General features: G+C 72.6%; 15 protein-coding genes. 9 read left to right on the top strand and 6 right to left on the bottom strand.

Going from position 1 to position 13,027, the window contains the following annotated elements; all coding sequences use genetic code 11:
• Positions 1–276 precede the first annotated feature (276 nt).
• The 3 genes from ACFWVC_RS15165 to ACFWVC_RS15155 all read left to right on the top strand — a co-directional run bounded on the left by ACFWVC_RS15165 (position 277) and on the right by ACFWVC_RS15155 (position 3,428).
• Positions 277–1,875, top strand: a complete 1,599-nt coding sequence (locus ACFWVC_RS15165) for an ABC-F family ATP-binding cassette domain-containing protein (RefSeq protein WP_384284562.1) — start codon at positions 277–279, stop codon at positions 1,873–1,875.
• A gap of 410 nt (positions 1,876–2,285) precedes the next feature.
• Positions 2,286–2,507, top strand: coding sequence for a helix-turn-helix domain-containing protein (locus ACFWVC_RS15160; RefSeq protein ID WP_018560612.1), 222 nt, complete (start codon positions 2,286–2,288; stop codon positions 2,505–2,507).
• A gap of 129 nt (positions 2,508–2,636) precedes the next feature.
• Positions 2,637–3,428, top strand: a complete 792-nt coding sequence (locus tag ACFWVC_RS15155; RefSeq protein WP_384284557.1) for an enoyl-CoA hydratase/isomerase family protein — start codon at positions 2,637–2,639, stop codon at positions 3,426–3,428.
• 35 nt (positions 3,429–3,463) lie between these two features.
• Here the strand turns inward: ACFWVC_RS15155 and ACFWVC_RS15150 are convergent, their stop codons facing one another.
• On the bottom strand, positions 3,464–4,195 hold the full coding sequence (locus ACFWVC_RS15150; RefSeq protein ID WP_384284553.1) for a hypothetical protein: 732 nt from the start codon (positions 4,193–4,195) through the stop codon (positions 3,464–3,466).
• Between the two features lie 159 nt (positions 4,196–4,354).
• Between ACFWVC_RS15150 and ACFWVC_RS15145 the strand changes: the two genes are divergently transcribed.
• The 5 genes from ACFWVC_RS15145 to ACFWVC_RS15125 are packed head-to-tail and all read left to right on the top strand — an operon-like array spanning position 4,355 to position 6,630.
• Positions 4,355–4,843 carry an Asp23/Gls24 family envelope stress response protein gene (locus tag ACFWVC_RS15145; protein ID WP_384284549.1) on the top strand — a complete coding sequence of 163 codons (489 nt, stop codon included), beginning with the start codon at positions 4,355–4,357 and terminating at the stop codon, positions 4,841–4,843.
• 40 nt (positions 4,844–4,883) lie between these two features.
• A complete protein-coding gene (locus ACFWVC_RS15140; protein WP_319661257.1) occupies positions 4,884–5,066 on the top strand; it encodes a hypothetical protein in 183 nt (60 codons plus the stop codon).
• A 9-nt stretch (positions 5,067–5,075) separates the two neighbouring features.
• On the top strand, positions 5,076–5,465 hold the full coding sequence (locus tag ACFWVC_RS15135) for an Asp23/Gls24 family envelope stress response protein (RefSeq protein ID WP_384284544.1): 390 nt from the start codon (positions 5,076–5,078) through the stop codon (positions 5,463–5,465).
• Positions 5,462–6,055 carry a DUF6286 domain-containing protein gene (locus ACFWVC_RS15130; RefSeq protein ID WP_384284541.1) on the top strand — a complete coding sequence of 198 codons (594 nt, stop codon included), beginning with the start codon at positions 5,462–5,464 and terminating at the stop codon, positions 6,053–6,055. Before ACFWVC_RS15135 ends, ACFWVC_RS15130 begins: the two co-directional genes overlap by 4 nt.
• On the top strand, positions 6,052–6,630 hold the full coding sequence (locus ACFWVC_RS15125) for an alkaline shock response membrane anchor protein AmaP (protein WP_384284537.1): 579 nt from the start codon (positions 6,052–6,054) through the stop codon (positions 6,628–6,630). Before ACFWVC_RS15130 ends, ACFWVC_RS15125 begins: the two co-directional genes overlap by 4 nt.
• Positions 6,631–6,894: 264 nt before the next feature.
• On the opposite strand, the gene ACFWVC_RS15120 is transcribed toward ACFWVC_RS15125, so the two are convergent.
• The 5 genes from ACFWVC_RS15120 to ACFWVC_RS15100 form a co-directional block, all read right to left on the bottom strand.
• Positions 6,895–7,656 carry an SDR family oxidoreductase gene (locus ACFWVC_RS15120; protein ID WP_384284534.1) on the bottom strand — a complete coding sequence of 254 codons (762 nt, stop codon included), beginning with the start codon at positions 7,654–7,656 and terminating at the stop codon, positions 6,895–6,897.
• A gap of 4 nt (positions 7,657–7,660) precedes the next feature.
• Positions 7,661–9,454: a glycoside hydrolase family 15 protein gene (locus ACFWVC_RS15115; RefSeq protein WP_384284531.1), complete on the bottom strand. Its 1,794-nt coding sequence runs from the start codon at positions 9,452–9,454 to the stop codon at positions 7,661–7,663.
• A 45-nt stretch (positions 9,455–9,499) separates the two neighbouring features.
• Positions 9,500–10,417 carry an SURF1 family protein gene (locus ACFWVC_RS15110; RefSeq protein ID WP_384284528.1) on the bottom strand — a complete coding sequence of 306 codons (918 nt, stop codon included), beginning with the start codon at positions 10,415–10,417 and terminating at the stop codon, positions 9,500–9,502.
• Between the two features lie 68 nt (positions 10,418–10,485).
• Entirely contained in the window at positions 10,486–10,740 is a 255-nt protein-coding gene (locus ACFWVC_RS15105) for a hypothetical protein (protein ID WP_384284525.1), read from the bottom strand.
• Between the two features lie 90 nt (positions 10,741–10,830).
• On the bottom strand, positions 10,831–11,817 hold the full coding sequence (locus ACFWVC_RS15100) for a DEDDh family exonuclease (RefSeq protein WP_384284523.1): 987 nt from the start codon (positions 11,815–11,817) through the stop codon (positions 10,831–10,833).
• Positions 11,818–12,170: 353 nt separating this feature from the next.
• On the opposite strand from ACFWVC_RS15100, the gene ACFWVC_RS15095 reads away from it, so the two are divergent.
• Complete coding sequence (locus ACFWVC_RS15095; RefSeq protein WP_384284520.1) at positions 12,171–13,019, top strand: sterol desaturase family protein; 849 nt, start codon at positions 12,171–12,173, stop codon at positions 13,017–13,019.
• Positions 13,020–13,027: the final 8 nt, after the last annotated feature.

The raw sequence follows: 13,027 nt of genomic DNA, 5'->3' as shown, positions 1-13,027 counted from the left end.
GAGCGGCGCGTCGTCGTCGTCGAACCGCGTGTCCCCCATTGCCTGCAGCGCTCCCGCGCGGCGCAGGGGTGCGCCCTCCGGCCCCGGCGGCCGAAAACCGTTTGCGGGGCCACCACGGCGCCCCCGGTAGACTGGACGCATGGCAGTACTCCACGCGCATTAGACGGCCGTCGCCGACCGCGACCCCTCCGCCCGCACGTCGCCCGCCACCCACCACCCACGACGCGCTGGCGCGGCAGTCCCGATAGCCGTCCGCCACGCCCAGGAGCCCTTTCCGTGATCACTGCCACTGGCATCGAGCTGCGCGCCGGTGCCCGCGTCCTCATCGAGTCCGCCTCCTTCCGCATCGCCCGCGGCGACCGCGTCGGCCTGGTCGGCCGCAACGGCGCCGGCAAGACCACCCTCACCAAGGTGCTCGCCGGCGAGGGCATGCCCGCCGGCGGCACCGTCACCCGCGCCGGTGAGGTCGGCTACCTGCCGCAGGACCCGCGCACCGGAGACCTGGACGTCCTCGCCCGCGACCGCATCCTGTCCGCCCGCGGCCTGGACTCGGTCCTGCGCAAGATGCGCGAGAACGAGGAGCGGATGGCCAGCGGCAAGGGCGCCACCCGCGACAACGCGATGAAGAAGTACGCGCGCCTGGAGACCGAGTTCCTCACCAAGGGCGGCTACGCCGCCGAAGCCGAGGCCGCCACCATCGCCGCCGCCCTGAGCCTGCCCGACCGGGTGCTCGCCCAGCCGCTGCACACCCTCTCCGGCGGTCAGCGGCGCCGCGTGGAGCTGGCCCGCATCCTCTTCTCCGACGCCGACACCCTGCTGCTCGACGAGCCGACCAACCACCTGGACGCCGACTCGATCCTGTGGCTGCGGGACTTCCTCAAGACCTACCGCGGCGGCTTCGTCGTGATCTCCCACGACATCAACCTGGTCGAGACGGTCGTCAACAAGGTCTTCTACCTGGACGCCAACCGCTCCCAGATCGACGTCTACAACATGGGCTGGAAGCAGTACCTCACCCAGCGCGAGGCCGACGAGAAGCGCCGCAAGCGCGAGCGCGCCAACGCCGAGAAGAAGGCCGCGACCCTCAACGCGCAGGCCGACAAGATGCGCGCCAAGGCGACCAAGACCGTCGCCGCCCAGAACATGGCGCGCCGCGCCGACAAGCTGCTGTCCGGGCTGGAGGCGGTCCGCCAGTCCGACAAGGTCGCCAAGCTGCGCTTCCCGGACCCCGCGCCCTGCGGCAAGACCCCGCTCACGGCCACCGGCCTGTCGAAGTCGTACGGCTCGCTGGAGATCTTCACCGACGTCGACCTGGCCATCGACAGGGGCTCCCGGGTCGTCATCCTCGGCCTCAACGGCGCCGGCAAGACCACCTTGCTGCGGCTGCTGGCGGGCACCGAGCAGCCCGACACCGGCGAGGTCGTCCCCGGCCACGGCCTGAAGCTCGGCTACTACGCCCAGGAGCACGAGACCCTCGACCCGGACCGGACCGTGCTGGAGAACATGCGCTCCGCCGCGCCCGACATGGACCTGGTCGCCGTCCGCAAGATCCTCGGCTCGTTCCTCTTCTCCGGCGACGACGCCGACAAGCCCGCGGGCGTCCTGTCCGGCGGCGAGAAGACCCGTCTCGCGCTCGCCACCCTCGTCGTCTCCAGCGCCAACGTGCTGCTGCTCGACGAGCCCACCAACAACCTCGACCCGGCCAGCCGCGAGGAGATCCTCGGCGCGCTGCGCACCTTCGCCGGTGCCGTCGTCCTCGTCACCCACGACGAGGGCGCGGTGGAGGCGCTCCAGCCGGAGCGGATCATCCTGCTGCCCGACGGCGTCGAGGACCTGTGGGGCAAGGACTACGTGGACCTCGTCTCGCTCGCCTGACCCTCCGGCGCGGCTCCAGGGGAGCCGTCCGGGGGCCCGTCGACCCGCGGCCGATCATCCGTGTGGATCAATCCCCTGGATCATTCGGCCGACGGGTGATCCTTCAATGGTGTGAGGCCGGCTCGTACTCCGGCGCGCCAACGTGCGATCCACCGAACGGCGGAGTCGATCAGCCGCGTCACATGGGGAAACTCCTTACCGACCTTGGTGACCTGCCCTTTCTCGGGCGGGTTCGGAAGGGTCGCGCGGACAGTGCGGCGGAATGCCCGATTTCGCCTCCAGCGGCGCCCGGCCTCCACGTCAACAGGGGTCCGAATGTTGTTGCACGGACCTTGCCGAATGGGTGGCCAGGAAGTCTCCTAGGGGTGATCATGAGAGTCACAGAGCGCACTTCCCTAGAGGAGGCACGGGTGGCCGAGACTCTGAAGAAGGGCAGCCGGGTGACCGGCGCCGCGCGCGAGAAGCTCGCGGCAGACCTCAAGAAGAAGTACGACGGCGGGGCAAGCATCCGGGCGCTGGCCGAGGAAACCGGTCGCTCCTATGGCTTCGTCCACCGCATGCTCAGTGAGTCCGGCGTGACCCTGCGTGGTCGCGGCGGAGCCACACGGGGCAAGAAGGTTTCCACGGCCTGACGGGTGTCGGCGCCTGGCACGGCGGTATGCAGTGGTCCGAAGACATGACAGGGCCACCCGGTCGCGGAAATGACCGACCGGGTGGTTACTCTTCGGTAATCAAGTCTGCGGATCGCTCGGAGGTGCCCGATGTCTGACCCCACAGTGCTGCTTGAGCGTGACGGTGTACGGCTCTCGGCGGACGACAGTGTCGCCACCGTGACGTTGTGCAACCCGGCCAAGCGGAACGCCCAGTCTCCCGCGTTGTGGCGGGCGCTGGAGGAAGCGGGCCGGCTTCTGCCGGGCAGTGTGCGGGTGGTCGTGCTCCGCGCGGAGGGCGTGTCCTTCTCCGCCGGACTCGACCGGCAGGCCTTCACACCGGAGGGATTCGACGGCGAGCCGTCGTTCATCGATCTCGCCCGCGGGTCCGAGGGCGAACTCGATGCCACGATCGCCGAGTACCAGTCGGCGTTCACCTGGTGGCGGCGCAATGACATCGTCACGATCGCCGTCGTCCAGGGGCATGCGATCGGTGCCGGCTTCCAGTTGGCTCTCGCGTGCGATCTGCGCGTCGTCGCCGACGACGTGCAGTTCGCGATGCGCGAGACCGGTCTGGGCCTGGTCCCCGACCTGGCCGGCACCAAGCCGCTGACCGAACTGGTCGGCTACGCGCGGGCGCTGGAGATCTGCGCCACCGGTCGCTTCGTCCATGCCGAGGAAGCCGTGCGCACCGGCCTGGCCAACATCGCCGTCCCGGCCGGCGCGCTCGACGCCACCGTCAAGGACCTCGCCGCCGCACTGCTGGCGGCGCCCCGCGACGCCGTGATCGAGACCAAGGCGCTGCTCCGCGAGGCCTCCGGCCGTACGTACGAGGAGCAGCGCACGGCCGAACGGGCCGCGCAGGGCCGCCGACTGCGCGACCTCGCGGGCGTCGGGGAGTAGCGGCCCGGCCGGTCGCGTCCACGCCCCGGCTGTCCTCAGCCGGGGGCGATGTCGGTGACCACGACGGTCGTGACGTTCCCTGTCACGGCCGTCACCGCCATGGCGACCGCGCGGGCGACGTCGTCTGCGCGGTGTCCCGCGTCGACCGCGATCTGCAGCCTGGCGGGGTGGGCGTGCCCGCCCAGCCGCGCGGTGAGCCGGGCGACCCCGGGCACCGCCACGGCCGCGGCTCGCGCCGTGGCGCTTCCCGGTGCGGTGCCGTCTGCGTCTTCTGCGACTTTCACGTCTTCCGCTTCGGCAGGGAACGCGGCAGGTAGCCCCGACAGCGCGTCCAGCGCGGGCGGTTCGGCGCCGTCGGTGTCCAGCAGTCCGGTGACGGCCAGGTCGACCGCCGCCGGTTCCAGCCCCACGCCGTACGCCGCGGCGTCCCACAGTGCGTCACGCAATCGCCGCGCCGAGTCCGGCAGCGGCAGCGCGGGCGTGGCCTCGAAGGCGGCCTCGATCCGCAGCGGCAGCCGGGCGAGCGCACCCGGGGGCGCCGACTCCGGTACGGGCGGGGCGGTTTGGGCCGGGACTCGATCCGGCCCCGCGGCACCGATGCGCAGCCGTCCGAGCCGTACCCCCGGCACCCGCGCGGCGGCCGCCCGCAGCACCGCCGTCGCCGCGCTCTCGGTGACCCACAGCGTGTCCCCTGCGTTCCCCAGCGGCAGGACCCGGCCGAGCCCGAGTTGCCTGCGTACCGCCTGCGTCAACCGGTCCGAGGTCATCGGCCCTCACCTCCCTCCACCCCAGGGCGTACGCACGTGCGCAGCCGTCCTCGCCCGGTCGCCGCATCCTCACGGCGCGAGCGGGCATGCCCACATAGTGTGGTGCACGGAGCAGCCCGAACAGCTCCCGCCATCGGAAGGTCGAAGGGACGAGGTGGGATGACCGAGACCGTGCAGCAGGGCGAGGGCAGGGGCCGGACGCTGGAGAAGGGCACCAGCCCGGGCACTCCGGCGAACGGCCGCAGGGTGCCGCTCGGCGACCCCGTGACCCGCGGCCGCACCACGATCGCCGACGGGGTGGTGGAGAAGATCGCCGGACTCGCGGCGCGCGACGTGGAGGGAGTGCACGCCCTCGGCGCGGGGATCCCACGTGGCTTCGGCGCGGTGCGCGACCGGGTGCCCGGCGGGAAATCGGGCACTCGCGGCGTGCGGGCCGAGGTCGGCGAGGTGCAGGCCGCGCTCGACCTCGACATCGTCGTCGACTACGGCGTGTCCATCGTGGCCGTCGCCCACGCCGTCCGGGAGAACGTGATCGTCGCCGTCGAGCGGATGACCGGCCTGGAGGTCGTCGAGGTCAACATCGCCGTCGGGGACGTCAAACTGCCCGACGACACGGACGACGAAGACCAGGAGCAGCGGGTCCAGTGACATCTGCACCGGACCCCGGGCGCAGGACAGGGAGCGGACCATGAGCATGGCCCTGATCGGACTGATCGTCGGGATGGCCCTCGGCTTCGCCGGGTACTTCGGCGGCTTCGCCGCCTTCCTGCTGGTGGCGGCGCTCGGTGCCGTCGGGTTCCTGGTCGGCCGGTACTTCGACGGCGACCTGGAGCCCGGGGAGTTCTTCCGCACCCGCGACCGGCGGCGGTGAGGCGGCCCGATGACGACCGCGGAGCCGGCCCGGAATTCCGCTGTTCCGCTCCTCGCCCCCGCCGAACGCGGCTCGCTGCGCATCGCCGACCGCGTCCCGGCGAAGATCGCCGCGCAGGCCGCGCGTGAGGCGCTGGCCGGCGCGCCCGGCCAGGAGCACGTGCCGCGCGGCGCGTTCCCGCGGGCAAGCGTCGCCGTCCACCGCGACCGGATGCACGTGCGGCTGTCCGTCGAACTCGGCTACCCGGTCGACATCGCGGTGGTGAGCCGTGTGGTGCGGCGGCATGTCGCCGAACGCGTGGAGGAGTTGACCGGGATCGTGGTGCAGGGGGTGATCGTGGAGGTGGAACGGCTGCACTCGCAGACCTCGCACGCGGCCGAGGAGGGGAGGGTGCGATGAGCGGCCCCCTGCGGACCCGCGAACCGGAGGCGGTCGTGGCGGCGGCCCCCCGGGTACGGCGCTTCTGGTCCCCGCGCCGCGTTCCCGCCGCCGTGACCGCGTTCGTGGTGCTGGCGCTCGCCGGTCCGCTGCTCTACGACGTCGCCGCGGTCCGCGCCGGACGGTCCGCCATGGCCTGGCGCGCATGGCTCGCGGACGACCTCGCCGCCCGCCCCGTCGACGATCCCTGGGTGCTCGCCGCGGGGTCGGTCGCCGTCCTGCTCGGACTCTGGCTGCTGGTGCTCGCGGCGACGCCCGGGATGCGCGACGTCCTGCCGATGCGGACCGGAACGGCAGGCGTCCGGGCCGGACTCGACCGGCACGCGGCCGAACTCGCCCTGCGGGACCGGGCGGTGGAAGTGCCCGGGGTGCGTTTCGCCCAGGTCGCCGTGGGCCGCCGGGCGGCCGTGGTCCGGGTTGAAGTGGCCTTCCGGGAGACCGCGGAGGTGCGGGCCGACCTCGAAACGGCCCTTGCCGCGGGCCTGGACGAGCTGGGGCTGCACCGGCCGCTCGCGCTGTCGCTGTACGTACGCCGCATGGAAACGGGGTGAGCGCGATGCGCTCCACGGTCAACCGCGTCCTGCTCGCCCTCGCGGGCCTGGTGCTGATCCTGGTGGGCGTCGCCGTGCTGTGCGCCGCGACGGGCCTGCTGCACCGGCCCTGGACGGGGCCTCACGACGTCCTGCTCGCCTCGGGCGACCGCACCCGGTACTCGGACACCTCCTGGTGGTGGCCGGCCGTCCTGACGGCCCTGGCGCTGATCGTGCTCGCCGCCCTGTGGTGGCTGCTGGCTCGGCCGCGGGAGCGACGGCTGCGCCGGTTCGCCGTCGACGCCGACGACAACGGCGGGGCGGTCCTGCGCGGCCGCGCCCTGGAGGAGGTCATCGCCGCGGACGCCGCCGGGCTGCCCGGTGTCGACCACGCCGCCGCCACTCTCGCCGGAACCCCCACCGCCCCGACGGCCCGTCTCCTTCTCGCGCTCGCCCCCCATGCCGTCCCCGGCACCGTGCTGGCCGAGCTCGACGGCGCGGTCCTGCGGCGGGCCCGCTCCTCGGCCGGGCTGCCGGCCCTTCCCGCCGAGGCCCGGCTGCGCGCGGTGAGCCACCGTGCCACGCGGGTGACCTGACGGCGCTGGGCCATGAGGTACCAGGCGGCGGCGCGGCTGCGAGCGAGCCGTCTCGCCATGTGTCGCGTCTGTCGGCCGAGGCCCGGCTGCGCGCCGTCAGCCACCGCGCCACCCGGGTGACCTGACGGCCCGGGGGCCGTGCCGTACGAGCGACGGTGCGGCCGGAGTTGTTGGGACCGTGGCGGCAAAGGGGCGTGGTCGTCTCAGCGAGCCGTCTCGCGGGGTGCCGGGCCTGCCTTCCGGAGCCCGGCTGCGGGCTGTGGCTCAGTACTCGCTGCGGGCACCTCCGTCGACCGGCACCATCAGCCCCGTGAGGTACGAGGCGGCGGGTGACAGCAGGAAGGCGGCCGTGCGGCCGAACTCCTCGGGGGCGCCGTAGCGGCGCAGGGGGATGCGCTCGACGTGGCGCGCGCGTGCGGCGTCGGGGTCGCCGGTGTGGGCGTCGAGTTCGCGGACCCGGTCGGTCTCGATGCGGGCGGGGAGCAGCCCGAGGACGCGGATGCCGCGCGGGCCGAGCTGGTTGGCGAGGTCCTTGACATGGCCCGCCAGGCCCGGCCGCAGGCCGTTGGAGATCGCCAGCCCCGGGATCGGCTCGTACACGGAACCGGAGAGCACGAAGCCGATCACCCCGCCCTCGCCCAATTCCTCCGCTGCGGCGCGCGACAGCCGCACCGCGCCCAGGAAGACCGACTCGAAGGCCGCCCGCCACTGGTCGTCGCCGATGACGTCCGCGGTGCCCACGGGCGGCCCGCCGACGCTGATCAGCATCCCGTCCAGCCGCCCGAAGTCGCGCCGCGCGGCCGCGATCAGCCGCTCCGGCGCCTGCGGGTCGGCGTTGTCGGCGACGACGCCGACAGCGCTCGCGGGGCCGCCCAGTTCCGCGACGGCATCGGCCACCGGCTTCTCACTGCGCCCGCTGACGACCACCTTGGCGCCGTCCGCCACCAGTTCGCGTGCCGCGGCGAAGCCCAGCCCGCGGGTGGCGCCGGTGGCGATGTACACCCGATCCCTCAATTTCAGGTCCATGACGTCATCGTGCACCTTCCGTGCCGGAGAGCGTGAGTGCGGTGTTGACGAGCCCGATGTGGCTGAAGGCCTGCGGGAAGTTCCCCAGTTGGCGCCGCTCCACCGGGTCCCACTCCTCCGCGAGCAGGCCGACGTCGCTGCGCAGCCCCAGCAGCCGCTCGAAGAGCGCACGGGCCTCGGTGCGGCGGCCCGTGCGATGCAGGGCGTCCGCGAGCCAGAACGAGCAGGCCAGGAAGGCACCTTCACTGCCGGGCAGACCGTCCACGCTGCTGTCCTCCAGGGTGTAGCGGCGGACGAAGCCGCCGTGGTCCAGCTCCGTACGCACGGCCTCGACGGTGCCGATCACCCGGTGGTCGGTCACCGGCAGGAAACCCACCTGGGGGATGAGCAGGGTCGCCGCGTCCAGCTCCTTGGAGCCGTAGTACTGGGTGAAGGTGTTGCGCTCCCTGTCGAAGCCCCTGCGGCACACCTCCCGGTGCACCTCGTCGCGCATCGCGCGCCAGGCCGCGACATCGCCGGACAGGTGCGGCCGGGCCTCCAGGGTGCGGACCGCACGGTCGGCGGCCACCCAGGCCATCACCTTGGAGTGCACGAAGTGCTGCCGCTCGCCCCGCACCTCCCACAGGCCCTCGTCGGGCCGGCGCCACGCCGACTCCAGGAAGTCCATCAGCGAACGCTGCACCGCCCAGGCGTGCGGCTCGTCCCGCATGCCGCGGGTGCGGGCGAGGAAGAGCGAGTCCAGGACCTCGCCGTACACGTCCAGTTGGAGCTGTGTCGCGGCGGCGTTGCCGACGCGCACCGGCAGCGACGCCTCGTAGCCCTCCAGCCACCCCAGCTCCTGCTCGGGCAGCCGTCGCTCGCCCGCGATCCCGTACATGATCTGGAGGTCGGCGGGGTCGCCGGCGACCGCGCGCAGCAGCCAGTCGCGCCAGCGGTACGCCTCCTTGAGGTAGCCGGTGGCGACCAGCACGTTGAGCGTCAGCGTCGCGTCGCGCAGCCAGCAGAAGCGGTAGTCCCAGTTGCGCACGCCCCGGATCTCCTCGGGCAGCGAGGTCGTGGCGGCCGCGACGATGCCGCCGCTGGGCGCGTACGTCAGCGCCTTGAGGGTGATCAGCGAGCGCAGTACGGCGTCCCGCCAGGGGCCGTCGTAGCGGCACTGGGCCGACCAGGTCTCCCAGTCCCGCACGCTCTGCCGCAGCGCCTCGTAGGGGTCGATCGCCCGGGGCCGCCGCTGGTGCGAGGGGTGCCAGGTGAGGGTGAAGGCGATCCGCTCGCCCTTGGCGACGGCGAAGTCCGCGTGGGTCGTCCAGTCCCTGCCGTACATGTGGACGGGCGGTTCGCTGCGCAGCCACACCGAGTCGGGCCCGGCGATGGCGACCCGGTGCCCTTCGCTGCGGCGCATCCACGGCACGACGTGCCCGTAGTCGAAGCGCAGTCGCAGCTCACTGGCCATGGGGACGCTGCCGGACACACCCTCGACGATGCGGATCACATCGGGCGCGTGGTCCCGCTGCGGCATGAAGTCGATCACCTTGGCGGTGCCGGAAGGGGTCTCCCAGACGCTTTCGAGCACCAAGGTGTCGCCTTGGTACGCGCGGCGCGTGCAGGGCTCACCGGAGGGCGCCGACGCGGGGGCGATGCGCCAGTTGCCGTTGTCGTGGCCGCCGAGGAGCGCGGCGAAGCAGGCGCCGGAGTCGAAGCGGGGCAGGCAGAGCCAGTCGATGGAGCCGTTCCTGCCGACCAGGGCGACGGTCTGCAGGTCGCCGATGATCGCGTAGTTCTCGATGGGTCCCGCCACGGTGCCGCCTCCGCGCTCGGCCCCCCTTAGAGGGTGCCCCGCGGCCTACGAGGACGCGACCGCAGCGACGGCCTGCCCGGGAGCGTCCCCTCCCGCGGAGCCGCTGCCGGACTCTCTGTCGGACTCCCCGGCGGAGTCACTGCCGGCGTCCCCGCCGGGCGTCTCCCCGGGCCCGCCCGCGGTCTCCTGGGCGGTCTCCTTGGCCGCGAGCCGCTCCTTGAGCTCCCGGCGCACCAGGATGACCCAGCCGACCGGCACCATGGCGGTGAACAGCCACCACTGGATGGCGTAGCCCATGTGCATGCCGATGCTGCTGTGGTCCGGCTCGGGGATCAGCTCCGGCTGGTGCCCCGCGGGCTTCGGCGAGGTGGCGGACAGCTCCATGTAGCCGCCGACCGGCTTCTCGCCGGCCGGCAGGTCCTTGGCGACCATTTCGCTGTTGATCAGCATGATCATGCGGTCGGGAAGTCCGCCCTTGTTCCTGATCCCGGTCTCGGCGGTGGTCTCGTCGGGGCGCAGCCGCCCGGTGACGGTGACCTCGCCGGAGGGCGCGGCCGGGACCTTCGGGAACTTCGTGAGGTTGTCGCCGGCCGCGATCCAGCCCCGGTTGACCAGCACCGCGCGGCCGTCGGCCATGACCAGGGGGGTGATGACGTGGTAGCCGATGCTGTCCCCGTCAGCGGCGGTGCGCTGGCGGGCGACGACCTCGTGTGCGGTGTCGTAGCGGCCGGTCGCGGTGACTGTCCGGTAGACCTCCTTGGCCGGGACGACCGCGCCCGGGCCGGTCAGCGACTCCACGGGGAGCGGCGTCGCCTTGAGGTTGTCCGAGATCAGGTGATTGTTCGCCACCCGGCGCTCGTGCCGGTGCAACTGCCAGAAGCCCAGCCGCACCATGGTGGGCATCATCAGCAGTCCGACGAGGGTGAGGATCACCCACTGGCGGGACAACAGGAAGCGGTACACCCCATGACCGTACAACTCGGTCGCTGGGCGCTTTCGGCAGGGGTCGGACGCGGTGGGGCCGGGGGCCGTCAGTTCCGGGACGCCGCGGACCCGACGCGATCGACGATGCCGGTGCGGCCCTCGGCCTTGGCGCAGTGCCCGCCGCAGTACCAGTGCCCGTCGACCTCGACGCCGTGGCCGACGATCCGGACACGGCAGTGCTCGCAGATGGGGGCCATCCGGTGGATGGCGCACTCGAAGCTGTCGAAGACGTGCACGGCCCCCTGGGCGTGCACCTCGAAGCTCATGACGTAGTCGTTGCCGCAGACTTCACATCGGGCCATGAAGCACAGCGTGCGGGCCGCGCGGGGGAGCGGCAATCGGACGGCGGGTGCGTCGCCCGCGCACCACCCGAACGGCTGCCGCGGGCCGCCTCAGCCGTGTACGTCGGGCGCCGGGGCGACGGCCTTGAGCAGCTCGGCGAAGCGCCGTTCGTCGATGACGGGGGTGCCCATCTGCCGGGCCCGCACCGTCTTGCCGGTGAGGGAGCCCGGGTCGTTGGTGACCAGCAGGCTGGTGAGCCGGCTGACGCCGGACGACACGTGCAGACCCGCTTCGGTCGCGCGGTCCTCCAGCAGTTCGCGGTCGACGTTCGTGTCGCCCGAAAAGGCGACCCGCATCCCCTGGATCAGCGGCCCGTCCTGCTCCAGCCGCCCGGGATTGGGGTAGGGGCAGGCGGGCCGCTTCCGGCTGGGCCGCCAGCTCATGGGCCGGTACGTGGAGCGGTAGCCGCCGGCCACCGACCGCGGTTCGGCGGCGGTGTCGATCCACTCCGTGAGCGGGCGGCAGGCGTGCAGCGGCAGCCGCATGCCCCCGGCCGCCGCCTGGTGGAGGCTGGGGCGGAAGACCTCCGCCAGGACGCGGGCGTCGTCCAGGGCGTGGTGGGCGCGTTGTTGCACGACGCCGTAGTGCGCGGCCAGCGACCCCAGTTTGTGGTTCGGCAGCGGCAGGCCCAGCTCCTTGGACAGCACAATGGTGCACAGCCGGTGCTCCACCGCCGTGATGGTCCGGGCCCGGGCGAACTCCCGTGACAGCATCGACCAGTCGAAGACCGCGTTGTGCGCGACGAAGACGCGCCCCGCCAGCCGCGCGGCCAGTTCCTCCGCGATCTCGCCGAACAGCGGGGCGTCGGCCAGCATGTCGGCGGTGAGGCCGTGGATCCAGACCGGTCCGGGGTCCCGTTGCGGGTTGACGGGGGAGTACCAGTGGTCCTGCACCTCGCCGTGCGCGTCCAGCCGGTACACGGCGGCGGACACTATCCGGTCGTCGCGGCCGAGCCCGGTGGTCTCGACGTCCACGACGGCGTACCCGTCGGGGTAGGCCTCGGGCCACGGTGGCTGCGGGAGCTGGGACGCGTGCATGGTGGAACACAATACGGGCGGCCACCGACAGTCCGGACCGGCCCCCGTCCGGCTCCGCCCCGGTCAATGCCGTTTAAGACGGGCCGGAAGCGGGCCCTCCGGCGAAGGCCGTCAGGGTGCCCGCCGCAGGGCCCGCGGCCGTGCGGGAGCGGCCCGCCCATGGCGCCGGCAATCCGTCAGATCGCCTGGGTCGGCCGGGTCCGCCGTCCCTGCCCGGCGGAACCGCCCCGGCCCGTGCGGGCACACAATCCCCGTACGTGGCGGGCCTGATGAGGCCCGTCGGCCTACCCAGAGGAAATACCGATCGGTAACGACATCTGTTCGCCGGGCTCCACGCGCCCTATGGTTCCGCCATGCCGCAACTGCCCGATGCCGTGATGTGGTCGATACCCGCATTCGTGCTGCTCACCGTTGTGGAGGTGATCAGCTACCGGATCCACCCGGACGAGGACTCCGCCGGGTACGGAGCCAAGGACACCGCGACCAGCCTGTCGATGGGACTCGGCAGTCTCTTCTTCGACTTCCTGTGGAAGTTCCCGATCGTCGCGATCTACACAGGGGTGTACGCCCTCACCCCGCTCCGCGTGCCCGTCACCTGGTGGACGATTCCGCTGATGCTGCTGGCGCAGGACTTCTTCTACTACTGGCAGCACCGCGGGCACCATGTGATCCGCGTCCTGTGGGCATGCCACGTCATCCACCACTCCAGCCGGAAGTTCAATCTCTCCACCGCGCTGCGCCAGCCCTGGACGAGCCTGACGTCATGGCCGTTCTACCTGCCGCTGATCGCCCTCGGCGTGCACCCGGCGGCGCTCGCCTTCTGCTCCTCCCTCAACCTCGTCTACCAGTTCGGCATCCACACCGAGCGCGTCGGGAAGCTGCCGCGCCCCGTCGAGTACGTCTTCAACACCCCGTCCCACCACCGGGTGCACCACGCCTCGCAGGGCGGCTACCTGGACCGCAACTTCGGCGGCATCCTCATCCTGTGGGACCGGTTCTTCGGGTCCTTCGCCGCCGAGGCCGAGCGGCCGGTGTACGGCCTGACGAAGAACATCGCCACCTTCAACCCGCTGCGCGTGGCCACCCACGAGTACGCCGCCATCGCCCGCGACGTCGCCGCCGCCCGCACCTGGCGCGACCGGGCCGGCCACCTGCTGCGCGGCCCCGGCTGGTCCCCGCGGCCCGAGGGCCCGGCGGCGTGAGCGCGCAC

It is taken from the genome of Streptomyces sp. NPDC058691, assembly GCF_042714775.1.
GTDB lineage: Bacteria > Actinomycetota > Actinomycetes > Streptomycetales > Streptomycetaceae > Actinacidiphila.
The sequence above is the reverse complement of the archived record's forward strand: the minus strand, read 5'-3'. Positions and strand labels throughout refer to the sequence as shown.